Genomic DNA, 24,407 nt, shown 5'->3' on the forward strand with positions numbered 1-24,407 from the left:
CATTATTTGAAGCTAGTTATGTCCCAGCCCCATTTTATTCTGTTAACAGACCAACTTATTCCTAATCCTACTATGACTAGGGGAATGAGCAGCACCCATGGATACATTTTTCGGTCATTTGATTCATTTTTACTGGAAAGCGGTTCTGCATTTACCTCACTCAGCTCAGTGAGCTGATAAGAATTTAATAATTCTCCAGTCTTATCAATTATTTTTAACACTCCTCTTTTTGATATCAATTCTGATACATTAGAATAAAGGGGAGCCGTATAATATAAATTTTCTTCCGTTTTAAAAGTTTTATTTCCGTATTTGAAGATGGAATCCTTTGGCAAGGAAGCGGTTTTAAAGTGTTGAAATCCGTAATCAAGAAGTTTTTTTGTATCTTGGTATTCATCTCTTTTTGATTTGGCATCCATGGTAATGACTGTCAAGTGAATATTTTGATTTTCCGCCGTTGTTGCCAGAGTTTGTCCAGATTGATCCACATATCCAGTTTTCCCCCCCGTTATGCCATTGTATGGAATTTCCCCTTTTAACATCAAATGGTGAGTAATAAGGGTTGTATGCCAACCCTCTCCATCCCATTTTAATTTTTTTGTTCCGAAAATTTCCCTAAAAGTCGGATTTTTCATTGCATAATTGGTTATTTTCGCAAGGTCGCTCGCTGTTGTATAATGCTTTTTATCATATAAGCCGTGTGGATTAACAAAATGTGTATGATGCACACCAACTTTTTGCTCAAGAAATCTATTTAGCTTATTCGCAAAGGTCGGAATATTTCCACCCATGTATTCTGCAATAGCAACACCAGCATCGTTTCCTGAATTAATTAAGAGTCCCTGTAATAAATGCTTTAGTTTAACCTTCTCCCCTTTTACAAGATATACCCTCGTTCCATCCGTTTGTACTGCATTTTTACTTACAGTTACAATATCATTTAAGTTTCCATTTTCAATTGTGTAAATAGCTGTTGCAATTTTGGTGAGACTTGCAGGATACAACTTTTTATTGGGATTTTTAGAATATAAAATCTGACCACTATTACTATCGACCAAAACAGCAGCCTGACTTGCTATTTTTATATTTTGTTTTCCTACTGCACTTGCCTTATCAATAACAGAAAAAGGAATAAGTATTAAAATTATAGAAACTACTAATCGCTTTATCATGAAATACCTCTTTTTTTATCCTAATCATTTCTTCACAATTTTATCAAAAGAACAAAAATTCTTATATCCTTTTTCCTATTTTGTAATAAAAATGAAAAAATTGTCGAAATAGATCCTCCCTATAAAAAGGAAGTTTTGCAATTTCTAAAATCCATTAAAAGAGTTGTAACCAATGGGTTTTCTTACTGTTTTATTCTTTTCCCTTACTATTTCTCATTTACCATTTACATTTTTTTATTAATAATTGTTACTTTAGACTTCCGAACTAAATACCCATAGCCCGAACCACTTTCTCTCTCCTCGAATAATATATACAAGCAAAGGAGGGAGAAAAGATTGAACAACTGGAAGGATTTAATAAATTGGCGCTTATTGATATGGGTATCATCTGCTTTATTGCTGTTTGTTATCTTCCCCATAATTTTCCACCAAAATAATCATGCCCCTTCTAATTCCGAACATAACCAAGAAACTTCAAAGATAGTATGGGGTGTTGATTCTGCAAGTAAAGTAACAGACGAACTTTTTAAATGTGTGGACAAGTACTATGGGAAACCAGATATATGGGCAAGATATACAAAAACCAATAAAGGTGCATCTGCAGGATTAACAGCAGAGGAAATGAAGCTTTTGCATAAAAATAAAGTAAATATACTTTTAATCTATAATCATTTTAATAATGCAACAACGGAAAAAGCAGGTGAAAATGAGGCTAAAGCTGCGATTCAATATGCCAAGGAATTAAAAGCACCGAAAGGTACCGTCCTGTTTGCTGATATCGAACCAAAATACCCTGTTGATGCTGATTTTATAAAGGGATGGTATAAAATAATGAGCAAGTCGGATTATCATCCTGGGATATATGGCGTATTTGATCCTGATCAAAAAATATACAAGGCTTTTAATCAGGCTGCTAAGAATAATAAAAGCTTAAAGGATGAAACGATTCTTTGGTCTGCTGCACCGCAAAAAGGAATTACTAAAAAGGAAAATGCTCCAAAATTCAACCCATCTGCTCCAAAAAATTCTCGAATATTAGGTTATCAATATGGAATGGAGGCAAAATCCTGTAATATAGATACAAACCTATTCAAAGGAGAAATTCTCTCCTTTTCTTGGGAATAACACATAAAAGGTGTACCAATAATGTGACCGGTACACCTTTTCCTTCTATAATGATTTAAATACTTTTCAGAAGCAGCTTCCTCAGCAGTGGAAAAAGGATATTTGGCAGCTCACTGACATCCGACAAGATAATACTGAAATTCCCGTAAATATTTCGAAGTAAATTTCGTTGACCTTCGGATACCGACGAATTAGAAAGAAAAATATTTATGACCTCAATGCCTCTTTTTCTCGCTTCTAAAACGGCCTCATGAGTATCGACAATGCCATTTTGTTCATAGCCAAATGCAGCTGGTTCTCCATCAGAAAACACCAATAAAAATTTTTGTTTTTCATTTCTGTTCATAAGCTTTTTCGTCATATGACGAATGGCATATCCATCTCGATTATCTTCTTCCGGCTGTAGTTGCATTATTTCTGGACCGGCTTTTTTACTCAAGGAAGTAGTAAAATCAACTACTGTTTTAAAATAGTTAGGCTGTTTTAATTTTGTTGCCTCACTTGTATCTTCCCAAAATCCTACTACTTCATGTGCAACACGAACAGATTTTAACGCTTCGTGAAATAATGTAATCCCGCGTTTCGTTTCCGACATTTTATCGGCCATAGATGCGGAACAGTCAACTAACAATGTGAACACCGCGTCTATTTCTTTTGAGAATTCTTGTTTTTTGTAAAACATTCTTGGGCTATTATCTATAAAAAATGGCAGAAGCTGTTTGCTAAGCCTTCCGTACTGCATATTCGTTCGAGGAAAAGACCGCTTATGCTCTAATATTTTTTCTATTATTTTTTGCAGTTTCTTTTGGTAATTACTTATATTCGTTTTTAATTTGTCATATGCTTGGATATCATCATATTTCGGTGCATCTGGTGTGAGGAAGATGGGGATTGCATTTCTGTTTTCATCACCATAGTCCCACTCTCCCCCGCCTTTTATATTCCGCTTTTGTTCAAGTGCCTCCAACTTGGAATAATCATTCCTTTTTGACTCCCTTGCAGCTCCTTGTACAATACCTAGAGCCTGATCACCAGTTTCACTCTCACGAACACCTTCTCCAAACAAATCCGTCCCTGACCCTTGTTCAAGATCAAATTGAAGAAAACTTTTACTTAAATCACTCGTTTCCCTATGAAATGTTCTCAGTTCTTCGTTAAAAGTTTCTTCTTCTCCAGTACTCTTCTTTTCTAAGAGGTCATTATTGACTAATGGATCTTTTCTCTTTAAATCATTAAATGACCATTCTTCCTCTTCCAATTCCTCTAACATTTTTACTGGAAGATGGAAGTATTCATTCAACATATCATTCTCCAAAACTTCATCTAATACTTCCATTATATTAAAGGTAAAACGTGAAATATCAGCTGTTGATTTTGCGTCAAAAAAGTTCATGACCTGATTTTGTATGAATGGAAGAACGCGATCTATTTCCTCTTTTAAAGCAGGAATCTCCAAAATAGGTGACTCTGCAGTAAGCATTAGATAGATAGTATTAAATACTGCGTCAGTATAGACACTTTTCACCACATTGACATTTTGCTGGGACTCAAAATAGTCCCCGTAAATTTGTCTCCGGACTTGAAATGCTTTTACCGTTCCTATTCTTTCTCTCTTACAATCTTCTTCTATTCGTAAATCTTCCGCTAGTACAAACAACTGCTTGGCAAAGCTCTTTAACCTAATGGAATGGAATTTTTTTAGAAACGAAAATACTTCATTATAGTCGGTATAATGAAAATTCCCAATTGCTCTAAGATACACATCACTTTTTAAACCATTTTTCATAATAGCACCAGGGCGATGATTCCAAAAATGTCGAACAAATACTTTATGCTCGGCCATATCTAAATAGGAGTGAACGCCAAATTCCAGCTCATAATCCTTTTCTCTCATCAAAGTCTTTGCAAGATCGGAAAGTTCCATAAACAGCATGGAATCAATTTGTTCATCATTAAATTGGATAAAGCGCTCCATATCATCCCCTCCTATCCGAATATTGTTTCAGCAATATTACGAACGGCCGCTTTTTCTCGAGCATCTTCTAATTTATCTATTATTCCTCGTTGGATGGCTCTTAATGGAGAAATGTAAACGGATAAATCGCATGTATCAATCAGTGCTCGGATTGAGGCAGCATCTTCAGAAATTTGCCCCATCTGTGCTTGGGCCATTAAATCACTAGATAATGCGACAAATTGATCGATTAGTGCAGTATCCTGCAAACGGCTTTGGTTTTTCAAGACAATTTTTAATGTTTCCGCTTGTATATATGGCACATCGATAATAACAAAGCGGTTCTTCAAGGCTTCGTTTAAAGGCACTGTTCCGATATACCCTTCATTAATTGCCGCAATCACGCCAAAATTACCGGATGACTTCACTACTTCACCTGTAAAAGGATTATGAATCATTCTTCGATAATCAAGGACTCCATTTAGTATAGGTAATGTTTCCGGCTTCGCCATATTAATTTCATCTATATATAGTAAATGTCCTTTTTTCATAGCTTGAACAACCGGACCAGGAACAAAATCAATAAAACTTTTTTCCCCATCCTGATGTATTGTTTTAAATCCCAGTAATCCTTCCGCGTCTAAATCGACGGAACAATTTATACTTTGCATTGGCTGACCAAATAAAGATGAAACAGTTTCAGCTAATTTTGTTTTACCAGAACCCGTTGGTCCCTTAAGCAACACATTTTTCCCAAGTGCTAAAGCAATAATTGTATCGATTAGGATTGTGTCTTCTGCAGGAATATAGCCTGAGTCGCCGATCATATCCTCATTAGCAAAGTACTGCTTTCTTTGTTGTAATATATCTATAATATCTTTAGGTAGTTGTTGTATAATATGATCCATTTTTTTATTCCTTTCAATTCAATTGCATTCTCTCCATTTTTTCTTCCGTAAATATAAATTTTATCATAAATGGGGGAATTTTTTAACGAATATACATATTGATTTAAAATTCGTTAGAAGAAAAAAGGTTATGTAGGAATAAATGATTGTAAAAACAGTTACTTTACGGTATAATTCCATTCTAATGAGTCTTCTAAAGTGAGTGAACAAATTTGATGGAATATTTAATTAATTTAACTTATGATCCATTCATTTGCTCCCTTTCTGTAAGTCTTATCCTTACAATTGGACTAGCATGTATATGGCATAAATTTCGAATTCAGTCCTATTCCTATTTTTCAGAAGGACAAACAAATATAGAAATTAGTTTGGAATCCCCTCTTGAATCTGCAAATGAAAGAATACAAAATCCGATAATAAAATGGATTTTAAAATATGTTAGACTAAAAGAATCTGCAAAGGATGATTCGGATCATCATTTATCCGTCATTCAAACCACATATATTCAAACAATAGGAGGATAATTGATGAAACGTTATATGAAAATGTCAGCGCTTTTAGTAGGCCTGATGATGCTTCTTTCGGCATGTTCATCATCTACTAATGAAAAAGCACCAAAACAAACAGGCTTTTTTCACACTTATTTTGTGGAGCCTTTCGCACAAGTCATTCATTTTACAGCACATATTTTTGCTGGTAATTACGGGATTGCTATCATCCTGATTACGATTCTAATAAGATTAATCTTAATGCCGCTAATGTTGAATACTTATAAAAAACAACAGGTAATGAAAGAAAAAATGGACGTTTTAAAGCCTGAAATGACAAAATTACAGGCAAAAATGAAACAAGCGAAGACAAAGGAAGAACAGGCAAAGCTACAGCAAGAAATGATGGGCCTTTATCAAAAACATGGTGTTAACCCATTAAATATGGGATGTCTGCCGCTTATCATTCAAATGCCGATTTTAATGGGATTTTATTATGCAATCCGCAGTTCTTCCGAAATTGCCGGTAGTTCATTCCTTTGGTTTAATTTAGGTCACAGAGACATTCCAATGGCATTGATCGCCGGAGTAATCTATTTCTTCCAATCAAGAGTATCTATGATTGGTATGACTCCGGAACAGGAAAAACAAATGAAAATCATGGCATTGATTTCCCCTATTATGATTCTCTTTGTTTCCTTTAATGCACCTGCTGCATTGCCACTTTATTGGGCGGTCGGTGGAGCATTCTTAATCGGGCAAACCTATTTATCGAAAAAACTTTATACATCGCAAACGAATAAAGAAAAAGAAAGTAAAGCCCCTCAAAAATAGCAAATGGCCTGATTACCGGTTAAAGGATTCCGTTTTCAGGTGCATATCGCATAATTGCGCATAAAAAATGGCGTGCTAACTGACATCAGTTTTGGCACGCCATTTTCACGTTATTTACGACTCAATTTACACTTAACTCCAGGTCCCTTGTAATTTATAGTGTAATCCTTCACAATCTCTCCTATATCTTAATATAACTCCAATTTCTAATAATTGTTGTTCCAGAATTAAGGAATTAATCTATGAAAAGTAAAAAGGAGAAGTATAATATTAACTCCCCCTTTCAAAAACTAATTTTTCAAAAATCTCTTTAATGTTTTAGGAACAAAATAGGCTATTGTTACTGAAAACACAGCCATTACAAACGTTGAAATGAACGCGCTTCTACCAAATGTAACCTCTTTAGGTAAATTTACACTACTGCTCCAAACTTCTGATACATGAGGTGTATATGTAGCAGTTAAAAACAAGCCTGATAACACTTGAGCTATTGAAAATATTAATATGAAACTCACTATGAAAATAATGTACTTTTTCATCTTATCTCCCCTGCTTTATTTACAATTATACACAAAACAACCGCTTTATTTCCAATATTTTCCTAAACTCCATCGGTTCGATACTATTATCACTCAAATACTTGCCAATTCGTAGGATTTCATATCCCTTGAAATATATTCTTAGAAAAATGGATATGTGCTCAGATCATTTTGGCCATTTGAAAAGCATCGGTTAATAAATCAGCGATAAGAAAAGTTTAACTCCTTTTTAAGATAAAAACGTTATTTATACCTTCTTTACACAAACGGAAATCCTTTTTTGATATGCCTTTGTCGAACAGACCAAAAATTTGCGGAAAAATATTCATAATTTTTTATATATTTTAATTGAAATACTTAACAATTATTAGTAGGATGGTATTGTAAGCGCTATCTATATGCACTTCCTGCAGCACGACCAGACCCCTTTGAAAAAAGATTCTGAAGGAGGATTTTTTTATGAGCCAAACTTTATTAAGTGTAGACGAAAGAGTTGAAAAATTTCTGCAAGGTAAAAAAAAGCTATTTATTAACGGCGAATTTGTAGAAAGTGCTTCTGGCAAAACCTTTGATACGCCGAATCCTGCTACCGGAGAAACATTAGCAACAGTCTATGAAGGCGGTCCTGAGGATATTGATCGTGCAGTAAAAGCAGCGAGAAAAGCGTTTGACGAAGGCAAATGGACAAAAATGAGCGCTGCTGCAAGAAGCAGACTGATGTATAAGCTTGCCGATTTAATGGAAGAACATAAAGATGCATTGGCACAACTAGAAACTTTAGATAATGGAAAGCCAATAAGTGAAACATCTAATGCGGATATTCCATTAGCCATCGAACATATGAGATATTATGCTGGCTGGTCTACAAAAATTACAGGGCAAACTATTCCTGTTAGCGGACCATTCTTTAATTATACTCGACATGAAGCTGTAGGCGTTGTCGGACAAATCATTCCTTGGAACTTCCCACTGTTAATGGCGATGTGGAAGATGGGTGCTGCACTTGCTACAGGCTGTACCATCGTACTTAAGCCAGCCGAACAGACTCCTCTTTCAGCACTTTATTTAGCTGAATTAATCCAAGAGGCTGGTTTCCCACCTGGAGTTGTGAATATTATTCCTGGATTCGGAGAAACAGCTGGGCAGCCGCTAGTAGATCATCCACTAGTTAATAAAATTGCCTTTACAGGTTCTACGGAAGTAGGAAAACAGATTATGTCTCGTGCTTCCACATCACTGAAGCGTGTAACATTGGAACTTGGAGGTAAGTCGCCAAATATTATTCTCCCAGATGCAGATATGACTAAGGCAATTCCTGGTGCGCTCAATGGTGTCATGTTTAACCAAGGTCAAGTATGCTGTGCAGGTTCCCGTGTATTTATTCAAAAGAAACATTTTGATAATGTTGTTGCAGATATGGCCTCCCATGCGAAATCTATTAAACAAGGTGCTGGTCTTGATAATGAAACTCAGATGGGACCACTAGTATCCAGTGAACAACAAAATAGAGTTCTAAAATATATTGAAAAAGGACTAAGTGAAGGTGCGGAGCTTTTGACAGGAGGCAAAAAGCCTCGTGAAGAAGGTTATTTTGTTGAACCTACTATTTTTGCAGATGTCAATGATGATATGACGATTGCAAAAGAAGAAATATTCGGGCCAGTCATTGCTGCAATGCCTTTTGAAGATTTAGATGAAGTAATTAAGCGCGCAAATAATAGTGAGTATGGGCTTGCTGCTGGTTTATGGACTCGTGATATCGCTAATGCTCATTATGTTGCCAGCAAACTTCGCGCTGGAACTGTGTGGGTAAATTGCTACAATGCATTTGATGCTGCATCACCATTTGGTGGCTATAAGCAATCTGGTATTGGCCGTGAAATGGGATCTTACGCATTAAATAACTATACTGAAGTAAAGAGTGTTTGGATTTCTATGAAATAAGAATAGCAGTAACTCTTTGCTTGTGCTTCGAATCCGGAATGTAACAATATAGAAAAGAGGGCCCAAAAAACAAGCCCTCTTAATTCTTTTATTCGTGATCATTAACTGGCTGAGGTTCACTAAAAAATTGATTAAGTGCTTTTATATTCTTTTTATAATCAAGTTGCAGAACTGCACCTGCATAGGATACTTTACGATTTGTAAATCCATTTTTAACTGGAATACGGATTGTATCTACATTGTCTATCCGCTGTAAGAATATCGTTGATGCTAAAGTTAAAATTTCATTCGTTTTTAAATCTGTATGAATGTATTTAATCGATGCATCCAATAGTGACGGTATTTTTGCGAATCCATCCAATGTATTCATTTCTTTTTGAAATTTATCTTTCATTTTTAATAAAACCTCTTGCTGTCTGTCTACTCTACCAAAATCGCTTCTAGCATCATGACGGAACCTCACATATTTTAAAAGTTCCTCCCCATGAAGATTATTTTCACCAGGAGAAACATTTAAGGCCATATCATTGATAATAGCCTGGTTTAAATTTACAGTTATTCCTTCCGGTGCAATCGTATCCACGACTTTTACAAAACCTTTGAAATCTATTGTTACTACATGATCTATATGAAGCCCGAAATTTCGTTCAATTGTTTTTTTTAACAAATCTTCCCCGCCTACATAATAGGCATGGTTCAGCTTATTGTATACACGATCATAACCGGGAATCTTTACAAAACTGTCTCTCATTATGGAGGCCAATTTGATAGTTCGATTCTGTGCATCATATTGACTTACTATAATGGAATCTGTTCTGGATTGCTCCCCTTCTCTCGTATCAATACCTAAGAGGAGAAAATTAATTGGTTCCTCATTTAATTTCTTTTTAAAGTTTTCTTCTAATGCTTCTGAACTGTTATCTCTTTGGTGCGAGAGTGATTTATCACATGCTGTTAAGTAAATAAATGAAAAGATGACGAGGTATAGAAGAAAGATTTTTCTCATGATAAGGATCTCACCTCTTTTTATTTTAGTATGAACAAATTTCTACAGCACATACGAATTATAGGCAAATCCAAATTCCGTTATTGGTTTATTGTAGGGAAATTAATAAAGATAGAGAATCAATTTATAAAACACTAAATTAATTAACTTTTTTGATAAAAGGGGTTCTCAAACATCTAAATAAAAGATAAAATAAAAGGAATTAAATTAAATCATTTCCACTAGGAGGTTTTGTCATGAAAATCATGAGTAATGAATTGTTGGTGGCAGCCTATCGAGACGCTAAAAAGAAAGGTCAAGATCATGAGTGGATTCAATTATTAAAAACAGAGATAAAACGGCGCGGTTTAAAGCCCATAACATTAAAATAAAGAGAAAATAGCGTGTGCATCCTCACACGCTATTTTTATTCCTCATCCCTCATTTCGTGCTTTTGCAGGGTTACAATTAGGAATCTCCGTATTTGCCGATTCTGCAAGTTTAACCAAATAATAACATTCCTCACGAAACATATGATCAGCCATTAATACAGGGAATGTACCAAGAACCTCATTAGAAATTTCTAATTCAAAAATCTCATTTAAAAAGACTTGAAACATTTCCATTTCCAATTTCACTTCTTCATTCATTTTTCTTAATGCAGGAAATGTATCTAGATTTGTACGTAAGTAACCGGTAAATTCCACTGCTTTCAGATAAAATTGCTGAAACTGTTGAACAAACTCTTTACTTTCCTTTTTTATTTTGTGCTCGGTCGCATCCATCTCTGATTGGATTGCACCAGCGTGACCAAAAGCATCCTGTAGCCATAGTAAATGATGATGGAGCTCATGTAAAACAGGAGGTTGTTCACCTTTTTTTAGATAAACTAATAACCGTTCATATTCCTCCAATTCGTTTACCATATGACTTAAAAACGTTGGTGATAACTGAATTTTAACCTTGCTGACAAGATGCTTTTCAATGATAGTTAATTTTAAATGTTTTAGCCTACTTACTTCGGAATCAGCATCATTTGCCAGCTTTATTAGAGAAGCCTCGTCCGTTAAAGAACGTGCAGTTTCAAGTAATAAATCAAAAGAGTTTTTAAAGTACTCTGCTTCTTTTATAAAATTAGCTTCGCTTATACTTAACGAATCTAAAATGAACCTAGCATGATCACCAAGAATTTGCAGCCAAAACTCATGTTCAAATTTTGCAGATTTAATATAAGATTTCACACTATCCCGCCTCCTCTTAAGATGTTTATTCTGCCATCTTATTGTCTTATACCTAATTGGGGTGGGAATGTCTGGATCTTTTTAATTTTTGGCTCTGTTAAATTTAAAGGTTGAATTATATATTTGATAATAGTGAGAGACTTATTTATCGAGTTTCCCAGTTAGTTGAAAATGTATTTAAATTGATTAAAACAAATTGTTTTAGAAGGTTTACTGTTTTTTTCAGCATCATATATGCTTGGGATTGGACTTGCCACTACGCTTATGAGGTTTCCATTCTATAATTCCATGCTGCCTTAATTATACAGTCTATGTTTAAAAGCTTTTCGTAATCCTGATCACCTTTTCTGGTGCGTAGTAGATGATAATTTAGTTGATATACTTTAACAAATCACAAAACACTCTATCCATTCCAACCTATCCCATAAATGCGCCTCCAGTATTTAGGATAATAAGAATTCGGACATCCATCCAATATCTACATTTGTCATGCCATTGCCAAATGTATAAAAAAAGACAACCACAATATGTGATTGCCTTCTGCATAAATTTAAACTTCTAATAATAGATCTTCTGGATTTTCAAGTAATTTCTTCACAGTTGCAAGGAAACCTACAGCATCTTTACCATCGATTACACGGTGATCATATGATAATGCCACATACATCATCGGACGAATTTCAATTTGATCTCCAACAGCGACAGGGCGCTTTTGAATGCTGTGCATACCTAGGATACCTACTTGAGTACCATTAATAATTGGTGTAGAGAATAATGATCCAAATACCCCACCATTAGTAATAGTAAATGTACCGCCCTGTAAGTCTGCTAAGCCTAGTTTATTATCTCTTGCTTTTTTCGCAAAACCTGCAATATCAGCTTCGATTTCAGCAAAGTTCTTGCGGTCGCAGTCACGAACAACTGGTACAACTAATCCTTCTTCAGTAGATACAGCAACGCCGATATCATAGTACTTTTTGATTAATAATTCATTGCCTTGAATTTCAGAATTTACATATGGGAATTTTTTCAGACCGGCAACAACTGCTTTAGTAAAGAATGACATAAATCCGAGACGAGTGCCATCATGTTCCTCTTGGAATTTATCTTTTTTACGCTTACGTAATTCCATAACCGCAGTCATATCGATTTCATTAAAAGTTGTCAACATTGCAGTGTTTTGTTTAACTTCTAATAAACGATTAGCAATAGTTTGACGACGACGAGACATGCGTACGCGTTCAACTGGTTTTCCATCTTCTTGACTTGCTGCTGGAGCATTTTTAGCTGGTGCAGGTGCAGCGGCTTGTTTTGGTTGATTACTAAATACTTCAACATCTTGCTTACGTACTCGACCAAGTGGATCAACTGTAGGAACTTGTCCTAATTCGATACCTTTTTCTCGTGCAAGCTTGCGAGCTGCTGGAGAAGCAATAGTACGATCCTTTTTATCATCCGAAACTACTTGAGCTGCCACTTGCGGAGCTGGATCTGCTTCTTGTTTAGGTTGTTCAGCTGGTGCTTCTGCTGCAGGTGCACTAGGTGCAGGAGCTGCGCCGTCAGCACTTACGATCGCAATAACTTCACCAACTTGAACTGTATCTCCTTCTTCAGCCTTTAATTCTTGAATAACTCCTGCTTCTTCGGAAATTACTTCCACATTTACTTTATCTGTTTCAAGCTCTACAATATATTCTCCCTTTTCAACATACTCACCTGGTTTTTTTAACCATTGAGCGATGGTTCCTTCTGTAATAGATTCTGCTAATTCAGGCACTTTAATTTCAGCCACGATGATGTCCTCCCTTTAATAATCATTGCTATTTTTCTATGAGACGCAGCAATAAGGGAGGAAATAGAATGAACCTATTCCCTCCGTATTACCGACTTTTCTTTAAAGTAAATACTGCTTATCTAGTAAATGCTTCATTGATAATACGATTTTGTTCTTTTTTATGAACTACTGGGTCCCCTTCTGATGGACTTGAACGTCTAGGACGACCAGAGTATTTCACATCTACACCTTGTGGAGCAAGTTCACGTAAATACGGATCAACAAATGTCCATCCCCCCATATTTTGAGGCTCTTCCTGAACCCAAAGCAATTCCTTCAAATTAGGGAAACGAGAGAGAATTTCTGTTATTTGTTTCTCTGGGAATGGATATAGTTCTTCTACTCTTAAAATATGAATCCAATCCGTATTTTCTTCTTCTTGTAAGCGAGTTTCTAAATCAATCGCAATTTTTCCACTGCATAGTACAATTCTTTCTACTTTATCAACATTATCTCCAAGTCCTGGCTGTTCAAGAACTGGTTTAAATTCGCCATTTGTTAATTCGGATCCTTCAACAGATGCTAAAGGATGACGCAATAAGCTCTTTGGTGTCATTAATACTAATGGACGTATTTCATCTTTTGTAAGCATTGCTGCTTGACGACGCAAAATATGGAAATATTGTCCAGCGGTTGAAAGGTTGGCAACTGTCCAGTTATTTTCCGCAGCCATTTGTAAATAACGTTCTAATCTTGCACTGGAATGCTCTGGTCCTTGACCTTCATAACCATGAGGCAGCAGCATGACAAGCCCAGATTTTTGACCCCATTTTGCACGTCCGGCAGAAATAAATTGGTCGAACATTGTTTGCGCCATATTAGCAAAATCACCAAATTGCGCTTCCCATAGTACTAATGTTTCCGGTGAAAGTACATTGTAACCATATTCAAAGCCAAGAACAGCAGTCTCTGTTAAAGGACTGTTATACACAACAAATGATGCATTTGTATCCTTTAAATGATGAAGTGGAATATATTCTTCTCCTGTTTTTTCATCATGCAGTACAAGATTGCGCTGTGCAAATGTTCCACGTTGAGAATCTTGACCAGTCATACGAATTGGAGTTCCATCTTTTAAAATAGATGCAAATGCAAGGGATTCTGCATGAGCCCAATCAATTTTACCTTCCCCATCAAAAACATTTTCACGGCGTTTTAAAATTTTGCCGAGTTTCTTAAATACGTTAAAATCCTCTGGCCAATTTAGTAATTGAGCGTTTAAGTCTTTTAGTTCTTGCTCATCAACCGCAGTTTTCACAGCAGGATAACCGCTAGCAACATATTCTGGCGGATTCATCACGATATCCGGATTTTCATCCGCACCAGGGACCTTATCATATGCTGACTGTAACTTAGCAGAAACTTCTTCATCAAACTTTTGAACATCTTCCTTACTTAATAATCCTTCACTAACTAATTTATCAGCATAAATAGTACGGACAGTTGGGTGTTTGCGTACAATTTGATACATCATTGGATTAGTTGTCATCGGTTCATCTGTCTCGTTATGACCAAATTTACGGTAGCCAATTAAGTCAATTAAGAAATCTTTCTTGAATAAGCGACGATATTCAGCAGCAAACACAGCTGCTGCAATACAGCTTTCAGGATCATCCGCATTAACATGAATAATAGGAATCTCATAGCCTTTGGCCGCATCAGATGAATATTGGGTTGAACGGGAATCAAAACTTTCTGTTGTGAAACCAATCATATTGTTCGATATAATATGAATAGATCCGCCAGTGTTATATCCTCGAAGACCGCTCATATTCAATGTCTCTGTTACAATTCCTTCACCTGGGAATGCTGCATCACCATGAACAATAATCGCTAAAGACTCTTCAGGATTTTGCTCAGGATAACCGCTTGTATTTCTATTTTCTTGTGCGGCTCTTGTATAACCTTCCACAACTGGAGCAGCCACTTCAAGGTGACTTGGGTTATTGGCCAATACAACTCGTACACTTTCTTTATTAATGCGATCAGCACCAAGATGGTATTTTACGTCTCCAGTCCATCCATAAGTAATTCCGATTGAGCCTTCAGATGGAATTAAATCTTTATTAGGAGCATGTTGAAATTCAGCAAAAATTAACTCATATGGTTTTTCTAAGATATGAGCTAATACATTTAAACGGCCTCTATGAGCCATACCGATATTAACGGTTTTAGCACCTTGTTCTACGGAAGAACTAATGATTTTGTCCATTAAAGGAACTAACATATCTAAGCCTTCGATAGAGAATCTCTTCTGACCGACAAAGATACGGTGCGCGAACTTTTCAAATCCCTCAACCTCTGTTAGCCTTTTCAAAATATTTAATTTTTCTTCTTTGCTTAATTTAGGATAAATATTACCTGATTCTACTGTTTTTTGAAGCCAATTTTTCTCTTCCAAATTATGAACATGATGAAACTCATAAGCGATTTTTCTCGTATAAACATCTTTTAAATAATTAATGGCATCAAGACCATTTTTCACTGTCTCAGGTGCATCTGGACAAATGAAAGAATCAGGGATTTGTCGCAAATCTTCTTCAGTAAGATTATATTCTTTCAATTCGATACGACGTGTATCTTTCGGTGTATTATTTAATGGATTTATATCTGCAGCCAAATGTCCATATGTCCGAATATTGTCAGCTAATTTAACCGCAGAAACGATTTTGCTGAAAATAGTCGCATTTGCTGGCATTTGAAAGGAAACATCAGCTTGACCGCTTGTCGATAAAACTGGATTTGATACAGTAGGTGCACCCCACTGTTCAAATAGCTCCTTCATTTCCGGTTCAACACTTTCCGGATCATTTACGTACTGCTCATAAACCTCCATCACATAACCAAGGTTTGGGCCTGAAAAACTATCCCAGAAACCTCTTGATGCTTGCTCACTCATCTTGATAAACCTCCAGCCTAAAGCCTTTAAAATTTTTCGAAAAATACTCCCCATTCAATCATATGCTTGTTAGAAATGAATGGGACTCCAAATATGTAATAAATTATTGGAAAAGCTATCGCTTACAATCCTCATTTTATCACTGTAAAGTAATAAGATAAAGCAATAAACCTATTTTTTATAATTACTGGAATAGTGTAATTCATAAAAAAAGATGGGGATTATTTTTTAGCTAAAATGCTTTCCCAGCTTCCAAAATTTTTTCCATATCCATCTTACTACTATTTGCAAGAAAATCAAATGTTTTTGACAGAAAAAAAGAAAAAATGTAGGATATTATTCTTTTACACTTTTATTAGGCAAATGCATATATTACATTATACATTGAGTTGTTGTCATAAGAGCTTTGGAAGGAAGTGGGTGATATCCTTGTTTCCGTGGAATATGTTCCCTTTTAATAATGATATGAGTAAATTATTTCAGCAAATGAATCCTCAAGATATGGAAAAGAACATCCAGAATATGATTGCCCAGTTCATGCCAAAAGAGTGGCAAGGAATGTTTGATCATAATGATATGCTTTCAAGAGCGGCTTCCATTTTCCCGCAAAATAGCCAACAATCAAATAATCCTTCCCCACCAAACTTGCAAGCAAATGTATTTGAGACCTTTGATGATGTTTATGTACGAATTCCAATAGAAGAGGAAATGGTGCAAAAAATAAAAATTTTTCATACTTCTAATCAATTAATTATTGAAAATAGCACGGACGGAAACAGAGAAACAATCACTCTACCAGCACTTGTCAAAAAAAAAGGAACAGCTGCTCAATATAAAGATGGAATTTTGGAAGTGAAAATGCCTAAAAGCGTTGATTTACAATATACTGAAATAGATGTTTCAGAAAGATTATAAAATAGGCCGATGAATCTCATCGGCCATAATGATGCAGAGGTAATGATAACGATATGCTGGTACCTTCACCTAGTTTACTGGAAGCACTAATGGTGCCAGAATATCCCTCGACTAATTTTTTGGCAATAGCTAATCCTAAACCATTACCGCCTTTTGCGCGGCTACGCGCTTTATCTACTCGGTAAAAACGGTAGAAAATCTTTGATAAATCTGATTCAGGGATCCCTACACCATAATCTCTTACGGTAATCTTAATATATTTTATGTTTTCTTCCACGATAATATCGACTTTCTTGACTTTTTCCGAATATTTAACAGCATTATCCAGCAATATAATCATAATCTGTTCAAAATGATTTTCACTAATTTGGGCAACCGCATTTTCCAATTTGTTATGATGGAGCAAAAAATCAAAATCCTCATGAATCAATTCGAAATTTTTCACAATTCTGTTCAAGGTCTTAATAACGACCGTATCTTGAACAGAGGTTTTGCTTTCAACCTCCTCCACTTTTGACAAATCTAAAAGCTCCTGAACCAAATTTTTCATGCGTCCTAGTTCCTGGAGGGAGGCTTGAAGAGATTCGTTTAAAATTTCGGGATCATTCTTCCCCCATCGATTCAATAGATTCAAATGCCCTTCCATGATTTGCACCGGTGTTCGTAATTCGTGTGAAGCATCTTCCACAAATTGTCTTTGTTGATTAAACGAAAGCTCAATTCGATCCATCATCTCATTAAAAATATTGGTTAACTCACCCATTTCATCCTGCGACTCGCTCGGTTCCATACGTTCTTGGAAACCTTTTTTTCGTATGCTTTGCATTGTATCCGAAAGCTTTTTCATTGGCTTTAAAAAATGTTTTGCCATTAAAAAACCGATGAAACCGCTTAGTAACAAAGATACTGCACCTAATATGGACATTATTAAAAATAAACTTGTCATCATTTGATGGTACCTAGTTAACGGATCAATTATTTCAATATAACCTTTAAATCCGCTTAAAAGGATAGGAGCACGAGCCACACATATTTTTTTATGATTCTCATCTCTAAACTCAACCGTTTTTTCTTTTACTGGTTCAAAATAAAAATCTGGCATATTTAATGTGCCGTGAAAAGGAATAACAGCAAACTGCTGTCCGGTTGCATCTATAACAACAATTCGTTGATCCTTCTCTAAAAATTGCTTAATCAGATCACTATTTGTTTGAATTTCATCAATCGAGGCAAATGGTTTATTCCTATAGAAGTTAACAATTTCATTAAGCTCTTGACTAAGATTTTGCAGCTCTTCATGCAACATGACCTGCCTAATAACCGTATATTGAATAGAGCTAAAAATAAAAAAAGTAAAAAAAATGGCCGCACTTCCACCAAGTGACCATTTTACCTTTAATGAACTCTGTTGATACCAACTACGAAGGAATTTCATTCACGCATCACATACCCCGTACCACGAACAGTTTGGATATAGCTTTCTTCACCAGGATCATCAATCTTGTTCCTTAAGTATCGAATATAAACATCCACCACATTCGTTTCTACTTCTGTTTCATAACCCCATACCTTATTTAACAAAGCCTCTCGAGTCATAACAATATTTTTATTTTCGAGGAGAGTTAAAAGCAAATCATATTCTCGTTTCGTCACATCAATCACATGTTCCTTTTTCTTTACTATCCTGCTTTCTTTTTCAACATATAGATCTCTATACTGATAACTAGTCATGTTCGTATGTGTCTCATGGGACTCGATTCTCCGAACAATAGCTCTTAGTCTGGCAAGCAGTTCCTCAATTGCAAAGGGTTTTATTATGTAATCATCTGCACCATGATCGAGACCTGATACACGATCCATTACACTGTCACGAGCCGTAATCATAATAATGGGAGTGTCTTTTTCTTGCCTTACCCTTCTGCAAACTTCCAATCCATTCAAACTAGGAAGCATTAAATCAAGTAAGATAACGTCCCAATCCTCCTCTAATGCAATTTGAAGTCCTTCCCTTCCATCATAAGAAACCTTCACTTCATATCCCTCATGCTTCAGTTCAAGTTCAATAAAGCGTGCTAAATTCTTTTCATCTTCAATCAGTAAGATTTTCTTCATCTATTTCACCTACTAAAACTTCAATTATTTACTTTAAGTTTACTGTAAACAATTAGTACTTGACAAACACATTAGTAAATAATCTCCCTAAAATAGAAATAACTCCTCCTGAAGCATATTGTCCGAAGATTCTTTCCATCAGAAAATACTGCCTCAGAATACCTTTACTTAATATTTGATTTAGAAGAAATAAAGTCAATAAATGCGTGAACAATTTCAATGGATTGAAAGGCAACTAGCGATAAAGCTGTCATGCTAAAAAATACTACTGGGATAAAACGTATCCACATTTTAATCGCCTCCTTTTATTGTTCCACCTTAATTTAACAAGTTTTCATGAGAATCAGATTAAAAATATCTAAATACTGGATAAAAAAAACACCGGCACTTTAACAGGCCGGATTTAAAGAAGGAACTTTATAATGAGTAAAATATAAGGGGGTCGAACCGACCCAAGGAAAATTCTACGTAAAGTTTCCTATATTTTCATGAAAGGAAGATTAAAAAATCATGAGAAAATGAAAATTTTGCTAACTTTTAATGGAATTAAAAATCGTAGTACTGAATAATTGATGACGATTTAAAATATCAATAACTTGATTAGTGGCTTCCTCAATATCATCACTAACCACTTGTTCCGATTGATGTATATACATATCTTCTTTATATAGATATTGAGGATCATAATAATCACTCATCAAAAGTTCAACTAATTTTATATAATTATTTTCTTCCAATGCTTCAAAAATCGTTTGTTTCCATTCAGGTGATTTTATTTTTTTAACCACATATTGTAAAGCAGAGTGAACATTTTCTTTGAAAATCAAGCTATGTTCATTTGGCTGGACATATTCAGCATATATTCTTTCCAATCTAGCTTCCTTCGAAGCTGTTACATAAATGTGCAAAGCTTTATCTCTTAAATCGAGTAAACAATCAGGCTGTACCGAATGTCCAATTCTTTTACTCTCCCCTTCCATAATGATAAAAGGTGAGTTTTGTAAAGAAAGTAGCTCTTCAAATAAAAGTCCGTCAAATGTCTTTTGATTATGAGGCTTTCTCCCATCGATGGCTCCAAATAATGAACCTTTATGATTTGCCATTTGTTCAAGATCCAAAACAGGATAACCGAGTTTTTTTAAATTTTGTAATATGAGCGTTTTCCCTGTACCCGTCATTCCATGTAAAATAACCGCCTTATTTGGGAGTAAATCTGGAATTACTTCTAAAGACTTTTTGCGGTAAGCGCGATAACCACCTTTTAAACGATAAACATGAAGTCCTGAAAATGTTGCAAATTGTGCAACGGATCCACTGCGCATTCCACCGCGCCAGCAATATATCAAAGGCTTCTTGCCCGATTCTTCTACCTCTTTAATTTTCGCCATTAAATGTGGTATTTTGGGTGAAACAATCTCCATTGCTTTCCATTTTGCTGCGTTTGCACCAACCTGCTTATATAAGGTCCCAATTTCTGCCCGTTCTTCATTAGAAAAGATGGGAATATTAATAGAGTGAGGAATAGCACTCTCGTAAAATTCTAATGGTGAGCGAACATCCATAGTGACATATTTTTCTTTATCCTCAAGCCACTCTTCTACTGTAATATCTTGTGACATAAATTCAAACCTCCAATACTCTTCCCTCTCATTTTATCATAACCAAATCTTTATGGTGTTTAAACTAGCGCACCTATTTATGGGTATTCTTTTTGCTAAATGATAGTTGTGAAAACAAATTTGATATGTTAATATAAAACACAATATATGCTAATTTATTATAATTTAAAAACTACATATTGAGTTAACTTCATGTAAGGGTGTCCTTAGTTGGACTTAATAGGGAATTCGGTGAGAATCCGAAACTGTCCCCGCAACTGTAAGTGTGAACGAAAGAGTTAATGCCACTGCATCCACTGGATGTGGGAAGGCGCTCTAGTAGGCTGCACACAAGTCAGGAGACCTGCCCATGCATGGGAAAGTTTCGATTCCTCGGGGATTGGGGAGATGAAACGATAGTTAAAAACATCCGTATATGTGTGTGCTTATTTTTTTCCTATCGTTTGATCTGCTCAGCCCTGAGCAGATCTTATTTTTTATAGGAGGTAAATTACATGGGATTAACCAATACAGAAATTGAAAATTGGAATCATCATATTTTATCCATGTTAGTTGAAAAGGCAAAACAGGACGATCGGAAACAACAGGTTTATCAATTCGGACTACGATTATTAGAGGAAAAGCCATGGATAACGGAAGAAGAGTGGATTTTGCAAATTATCTTAGAGTGCCTATCCCGATTAAATGAATCCGAAACTTTCTGGACATATGAGGCTGCTAATCTATATTTGGAATATCTATATTACATGGCAGCACAAAATCGACAATATCCATATAAAGATAAGTATGGAGATTTTTACACTTTGATAGAAAGATTAACCACCGAAAGAATATATAATCCAGATCTATTAGAATACTACTCTAAGAATGAAATATTACATTTAGGCAGAAAAATAGACAAAAGTAAATATCAGCTTTTCACATACATAGGAATCCGTACTCTTGCCGACCGTTATTTAGCTACAGATCATCAAAAGCATGTATTCGAGCTTCCACAAGAAAGATGGATGATTATTGCCATGCAATTGATGATACAAGAACCGAAGGAAAAACGATTAAAGCTTGTTGAAGAAGCTTATTGGGCACTAAGCAATCTTTATATGACAGTAGCGACTCCTACCCTTGCAAACGCTGGAAAGAGCTATGGCCAACTATCTAGCTGTTTCATCGATACAGTCGAAGACAGTCTTCAAGGAATATTTGACAGCAACACAGATATTGCAAATCTATCAAAAAACGGTGGAGGCATAGGTGTTTATTTAGGAAAGATTCGAAGCCGCGGAAGTGCGATAAAAGGATTTATCGGGGCGTCATCGGGAGTTCTCCCTTGGATGAAACAACTCAATAATATAGCTGTTAGTGTCGATCAGCTCGGACAAAGAAAAGGTGCAATTTGTGTATATTTAGATATTTGGCATAAAGATATCACTTCTTTTCTTGATGCCAAATTAAATAATGGAGATGAAAGATACCGTACACATGATTTATTTACTGGTGTTTGCCTCCCGGATCTATTTATGGAACAAGTGGAAAAACGCGGTGATTGGTATTTATTTGATCCACAAGAGGTAAGAGAGGTAATGGGATATTCTCTTGAGGATTATTATGATGAACAATTTGGTGAAGGCTCTTTCCGAAAAAAATATTGGGAGTGTGTCCACCATAAAACTCTATCAAAAAAGGTAATACCCGCTATTAAAATTATGAAAAGCATTATGAAAAGCCAATTGGAAACAGGAGGACCGTTTGTCTTTTACCGTGATGAAGTAAATCGGAACAATCCCAATAAACATCAAGGAATGATATATTCGAGTAATTTATGTACGGAAATCATGCAAAATCAAAGCACTACGAATGTCATCGCTCAATATATAGAAAACGACAAAATCATGATTGAAAAACAGCCGGGTGATTTTGTTGTTTGTAATTTATCTTCTATTCATCTAGCACGTGCAGTAACGGACAACATATTAGAAAGATTGATTCCTATCCAAGTACGGATGCTGGACAATGTGATTGATTTAAATCATCTACCTGTGCTTCAAGCAAAAATTACCAATCGCAAATATCGTGCGATTGGGCTCGGAACATTTGGCTGGCATCACTTATTAGCATTGAAAAAGATAAAATGGGAAAGCGAAGAGGCAGTCCGATATGCGGATAAACTCTATGAAAAAATCGCCTTTCTTACCATTCGTTCTAGTATGGAATTAGCGAGAGAAAAAGGTGCCTATCCAGTTTTTAAAGGCTCCGAATGGCAGACAGGTGAGTATTTTAACCGAAAAGGATATTTCAACAATACTTCCTCCTCATGTGCTTGGAATAGATTGTACAAGGATGTCCAAAAAACTGGGATTAGGAATGGTTATTTAATGGCGATAGCTCCCAACTCTTCCACATCCATTATTGCAGGAAGTACAGCTAGTATCGATCCAATCTTCCAAAAGTTTTATGCAGAAGAGAAAAAAGACTATAAAATACCCGTTACCGCACCAGATTTGAATCCGGAAACCACTTGGTATTATAAATCAGCATATTTTATTGATCAAAAATGGAGTATTATGCAGAATGCAGCACGCCAAAAACATATCGATCAATCTATTTCCTTTAATTTATATGTTCAAAACACAATTAAAGCAAAGGATTTACTGGATTTACATGTAACTGCATGGAAAAGTAAATTAAAAACAACCTACTACGTAAGATCTACCTCTTCTGTTTTAGAAGATTGTGATTCATGCTCAAGTTAATTAAGTGAGGAGTTAAAAATGAATATGATTCAAAAACGTAGATTAATGGATAAAACTGCACCAAACCGTTCTACTTCTATCATTAATGGAAGATCATCCAATATTCTTAACTGGGATGATGTCCGATTTTCATGGGCATATCCGAAATATAAACGAATGCTGGCTAATTTTTGGACTCCATTCGAAATTAATATGTCCCAAGATATTAAACAGTTTCCAAATTTATCCGCGGATGAACAAAATGCCTTTTTAAAAATTATCGGTTTGCTCGCATTGTTGGATAGTGTTCAAACCGATTATGCAGGAAAAGTAGCTGATTTTCTCACGGATTCCAGTTTAAATGCCCTAATGATTATCCTTGCACAGCAAGAAGTAATTCATAATCACTCCTATTCTTATGTTTTATCCAGTATTGTTTCCAAACAGAAGCAGGATGAAGTATTTGAATTTTGGAGAACTGAACCAACCTTAATAGAGAGAAATGAATTTATAACAAATGGCTATGAAGCATTTGCCCATCAGCCTACCATTGAAAATTTTCTTAAATCGATTCTATATGATGTCATCCTTGAGGGGTTATTTTTCTATTCCGGCTTTGCCTTTTTCTATAATTTAGCAAGAAACCAAAAGATGGTTGCAACATCAACGATGATTAATTATATCAATAGGGATGAGCACTTACATGTTGACTTATTTGTGAAAATATTTAAGGAAGTTTTGCAGGAATATCCTGAATATGACACAGATGAATTTAGTCATTATGTGGAAGATACTTTTAATAAAGCTGTTGAATTAGAAATAAATTGGGCGAGGCATATTATTGGAAATAAAATCAATGGGATTCTGCTTTCCGATTTAGAAGACTATATTAAATTTTATGCAAATGTAAGATGTACTCAACTAGGATATAATAAACCATTTCCAACTATTCGTAACAATCCGCTACGATGGATAAAAGCATATGAAGAAGTTGATTTTGGTAAATCAGATTTTTTTGAGCAAAAATCGAGACAATATACGAAGATTAATATAGATAATGGGTTTGATGAACTTTAATAGAAAAAGAGGCTGGGACATAACTAGCTTCA

20 protein-coding genes and 1 riboswitch are annotated in these 24,407 nt (G+C 35.4%); of the genes, 8 read left to right on the top strand and 12 right to left on the bottom strand.

Annotated elements, in window-relative coordinates; genetic code table 11:
- Positions 1-2: 2 nt before the first annotated feature.
- Positions 3-1,172 carry a D-alanyl-D-alanine carboxypeptidase family protein gene (locus CWO92_RS23270; protein ID WP_101356583.1) on the bottom strand — a complete coding sequence of 390 codons (1,170 nt, stop codon included), beginning with the start codon at positions 1,170-1,172 and terminating at the stop codon, positions 3-5.
- Between the two features lie 336 nt (positions 1,173-1,508).
- Between CWO92_RS23270 and CWO92_RS23275 the strand changes: the two genes are divergently transcribed.
- Positions 1,509-2,297, top strand: coding sequence for a glycoside hydrolase domain-containing protein (locus CWO92_RS23275; RefSeq protein WP_165786761.1), 789 nt, complete (start codon positions 1,509-1,511; stop codon positions 2,295-2,297).
- Positions 2,298-2,352: 55 nt separating this feature from the next.
- Here CWO92_RS23275 and CWO92_RS23280 read toward each other — a convergent pair whose 3' ends face one another.
- A complete protein-coding gene (locus tag CWO92_RS23280) occupies positions 2,353-4,272 on the bottom strand; it encodes a nitric oxide reductase activation protein NorD (RefSeq protein WP_101356585.1) in 1,920 nt (639 codons plus the stop codon).
- 11 nt (positions 4,273-4,283) lie between these two features.
- A complete protein-coding gene (locus CWO92_RS23285; RefSeq protein WP_101356586.1) occupies positions 4,284-5,159 on the bottom strand; it encodes an ATP-binding protein in 876 nt (291 codons plus the stop codon).
- A gap of 212 nt (positions 5,160-5,371) precedes the next feature.
- Here CWO92_RS23285 and CWO92_RS23290 point away from each other — a divergent pair, with 212 nt between their 5' ends.
- Positions 5,372-5,683 carry a hypothetical protein gene (locus CWO92_RS23290; RefSeq protein ID WP_165786762.1) on the top strand — a complete coding sequence of 104 codons (312 nt, stop codon included), beginning with the start codon at positions 5,372-5,374 and terminating at the stop codon, positions 5,681-5,683.
- A 3-nt stretch (positions 5,684-5,686) separates the two neighbouring features.
- The gene (yidC, locus tag CWO92_RS23295) at positions 5,687-6,481 is read left to right on the top strand and encodes a membrane protein insertase YidC (RefSeq protein ID WP_101356588.1); all 795 of its coding nucleotides are present in this window, start codon (positions 5,687-5,689) and stop codon (positions 6,479-6,481) included.
- 290 nt (positions 6,482-6,771) lie between these two features.
- Here the strand turns inward: yidC and CWO92_RS23300 are convergent, their stop codons facing one another.
- On the bottom strand, positions 6,772-7,020 hold the full coding sequence (locus CWO92_RS23300; RefSeq protein WP_101356589.1) for a hypothetical protein: 249 nt from the start codon (positions 7,018-7,020) through the stop codon (positions 6,772-6,774).
- A 459-nt stretch (positions 7,021-7,479) separates the two neighbouring features.
- Between CWO92_RS23300 and CWO92_RS23305 the strand changes: the two genes are divergently transcribed.
- A complete protein-coding gene (locus CWO92_RS23305; protein ID WP_101356590.1) occupies positions 7,480-8,964 on the top strand; it encodes an aldehyde dehydrogenase family protein in 1,485 nt (494 codons plus the stop codon).
- An 88-nt stretch (positions 8,965-9,052) separates the two neighbouring features.
- Here CWO92_RS23305 and CWO92_RS23310 read toward each other — a convergent pair whose 3' ends face one another.
- On the bottom strand, positions 9,053-9,970 hold the full coding sequence (locus tag CWO92_RS23310) for an LCP family protein (protein ID WP_101356591.1): 918 nt from the start codon (positions 9,968-9,970) through the stop codon (positions 9,053-9,055).
- A 236-nt stretch (positions 9,971-10,206) separates the two neighbouring features.
- Between CWO92_RS23310 and sda the strand changes: the two genes are divergently transcribed.
- A complete protein-coding gene (gene sda, locus CWO92_RS23315) occupies positions 10,207-10,341 on the top strand; it encodes a sporulation histidine kinase inhibitor Sda (protein ID WP_101356592.1) in 135 nt (44 codons plus the stop codon).
- A 42-nt stretch (positions 10,342-10,383) separates the two neighbouring features.
- Here the strand turns inward: sda and CWO92_RS23320 are convergent, their stop codons facing one another.
- The 3 genes from CWO92_RS23320 to sucA form a co-directional block, all read right to left on the bottom strand.
- Complete coding sequence (locus tag CWO92_RS23320; protein ID WP_101356593.1) at positions 10,384-11,190, bottom strand: DUF2935 domain-containing protein; 807 nt, start codon at positions 11,188-11,190, stop codon at positions 10,384-10,386.
- A 550-nt stretch (positions 11,191-11,740) separates the two neighbouring features.
- Positions 11,741-12,982, bottom strand: coding sequence for a 2-oxoglutarate dehydrogenase complex dihydrolipoyllysine-residue succinyltransferase (gene odhB, locus CWO92_RS23325; protein ID WP_101356594.1), 1,242 nt, complete (start codon positions 12,980-12,982; stop codon positions 11,741-11,743).
- A gap of 118 nt (positions 12,983-13,100) precedes the next feature.
- Positions 13,101-15,923, bottom strand: a complete 2,823-nt coding sequence (gene sucA, locus CWO92_RS23330) for a 2-oxoglutarate dehydrogenase E1 component (protein WP_101356595.1) — start codon at positions 15,921-15,923, stop codon at positions 13,101-13,103.
- Positions 15,924-16,343: 420 nt separating this feature from the next.
- Here sucA and CWO92_RS23335 point away from each other — a divergent pair, with 420 nt between their 5' ends.
- On the top strand, positions 16,344-16,838 hold the full coding sequence (locus CWO92_RS23335; RefSeq protein WP_233269936.1) for an Hsp20/alpha crystallin family protein: 495 nt from the start codon (positions 16,344-16,346) through the stop codon (positions 16,836-16,838).
- A gap of 16 nt (positions 16,839-16,854) precedes the next feature.
- Here CWO92_RS23335 and CWO92_RS23340 read toward each other — a convergent pair whose 3' ends face one another.
- The 4 genes from CWO92_RS23340 to mnmH form a co-directional block, all read right to left on the bottom strand.
- The gene (locus tag CWO92_RS23340) at positions 16,855-18,273 is read right to left on the bottom strand and encodes a HAMP domain-containing sensor histidine kinase (RefSeq protein WP_101356596.1); all 1,419 of its coding nucleotides are present in this window, start codon (positions 18,271-18,273) and stop codon (positions 16,855-16,857) included.
- Positions 18,270-18,950: a response regulator transcription factor gene (locus CWO92_RS23345; protein ID WP_101356597.1), complete on the bottom strand. Its 681-nt coding sequence runs from the start codon at positions 18,948-18,950 to the stop codon at positions 18,270-18,272. Before CWO92_RS23345 ends, CWO92_RS23340 begins: the two co-directional genes overlap by 4 nt.
- A gap of 164 nt (positions 18,951-19,114) precedes the next feature.
- Positions 19,115-19,240: a hypothetical protein gene (locus CWO92_RS26415; RefSeq protein ID WP_268877621.1), complete on the bottom strand. Its 126-nt coding sequence runs from the start codon at positions 19,238-19,240 to the stop codon at positions 19,115-19,117.
- Between the two features lie 240 nt (positions 19,241-19,480).
- Positions 19,481-20,569 carry a tRNA 2-selenouridine(34) synthase MnmH gene (mnmH, locus tag CWO92_RS23350; RefSeq protein WP_101356598.1) on the bottom strand — a complete coding sequence of 363 codons (1,089 nt, stop codon included), beginning with the start codon at positions 20,567-20,569 and terminating at the stop codon, positions 19,481-19,483.
- 181 nt (positions 20,570-20,750) lie between these two features.
- Positions 20,751-20,934, top strand: a riboswitch (cobalamin riboswitch).
- Positions 20,935-21,114: 180 nt separating this feature from the next.
- On the opposite strand from mnmH, the gene CWO92_RS23355 reads away from it, so the two are divergent.
- The gene (locus CWO92_RS23355; RefSeq protein WP_235851664.1) at positions 21,115-23,319 is read left to right on the top strand and encodes a ribonucleoside-diphosphate reductase subunit alpha; all 2,205 of its coding nucleotides are present in this window, start codon (positions 21,115-21,117) and stop codon (positions 23,317-23,319) included.
- Between the two features lie 18 nt (positions 23,320-23,337).
- On the top strand, positions 23,338-24,375 hold the full coding sequence (locus tag CWO92_RS23360; RefSeq protein ID WP_101356600.1) for a ribonucleotide-diphosphate reductase subunit beta: 1,038 nt from the start codon (positions 23,338-23,340) through the stop codon (positions 24,373-24,375).
- Positions 24,376-24,407 lie beyond the last annotated feature (32 nt).

Source organism: Heyndrickxia camelliae (genome assembly GCF_002844575.1).
In the GTDB taxonomy this organism is placed as follows: Bacteria; Bacillota; Bacilli; order Bacillales; family Bacillaceae_C; genus Margalitia; species Margalitia camelliae.

Bases quoted from the DNA above. Each gene is read 5' to 3' on its own strand.
- CWO92_RS23270 (WP_101356583.1), bottom strand. From the start codon at position 1,172: ATGATAAAGCGATTAGTAGTTTCTATAATTTTAATACTTATTCCTTTT.
- CWO92_RS23280 (WP_101356585.1), bottom strand. From the start codon at position 4,272: ATGGAGCGCTTTATCCAATTTAATGATGAACAAATTGATTCCATGCTG.
- CWO92_RS23285 (WP_101356586.1), bottom strand. From the start codon at position 5,159: ATGGATCATATTATACAACAACTACCTAAAGATATTATAGATATATTA.
- yidC (WP_101356588.1), top strand. From the start codon at position 5,687: ATGAAACGTTATATGAAAATGTCAGCGCTTTTAGTAGGCCTGATGATG.
- CWO92_RS23300 (WP_101356589.1), bottom strand. From the start codon at position 7,020: ATGAAAAAGTACATTATTTTCATAGTGAGTTTCATATTAATATTTTCA.
- CWO92_RS23305 (WP_101356590.1), top strand. From the start codon at position 7,480: ATGAGCCAAACTTTATTAAGTGTAGACGAAAGAGTTGAAAAATTTCTG.
- CWO92_RS23310 (WP_101356591.1), bottom strand. From the start codon at position 9,970: ATGAGAAAAATCTTTCTTCTATACCTCGTCATCTTTTCATTTATTTAC.
- sda (WP_101356592.1), top strand. From the start codon at position 10,207: ATGAAAATCATGAGTAATGAATTGTTGGTGGCAGCCTATCGAGACGCT.
- sucA (WP_101356595.1), bottom strand. From the start codon at position 15,923: ATGAGTGAGCAAGCATCAAGAGGTTTCTGGGATAGTTTTTCAGGCCCA.
- CWO92_RS23340 (WP_101356596.1), bottom strand. From the start codon at position 18,273: ATGAAATTCCTTCGTAGTTGGTATCAACAGAGTTCATTAAAGGTAAAA.
- CWO92_RS23345 (WP_101356597.1), bottom strand. From the start codon at position 18,950: ATGAAGAAAATCTTACTGATTGAAGATGAAAAGAATTTAGCACGCTTT.
- CWO92_RS26415 (WP_268877621.1), bottom strand. From the start codon at position 19,240: ATGTGGATACGTTTTATCCCAGTAGTATTTTTTAGCATGACAGCTTTA.
- mnmH (WP_101356598.1), bottom strand. From the start codon at position 20,569: ATGTCACAAGATATTACAGTAGAAGAGTGGCTTGAGGATAAAGAAAAA.
- CWO92_RS23355 (WP_235851664.1), top strand. From the start codon at position 21,115: ATGTTAGTTGAAAAGGCAAAACAGGACGATCGGAAACAACAGGTTTAT.
- CWO92_RS23360 (WP_101356600.1), top strand. From the start codon at position 23,338: ATGAATATGATTCAAAAACGTAGATTAATGGATAAAACTGCACCAAAC.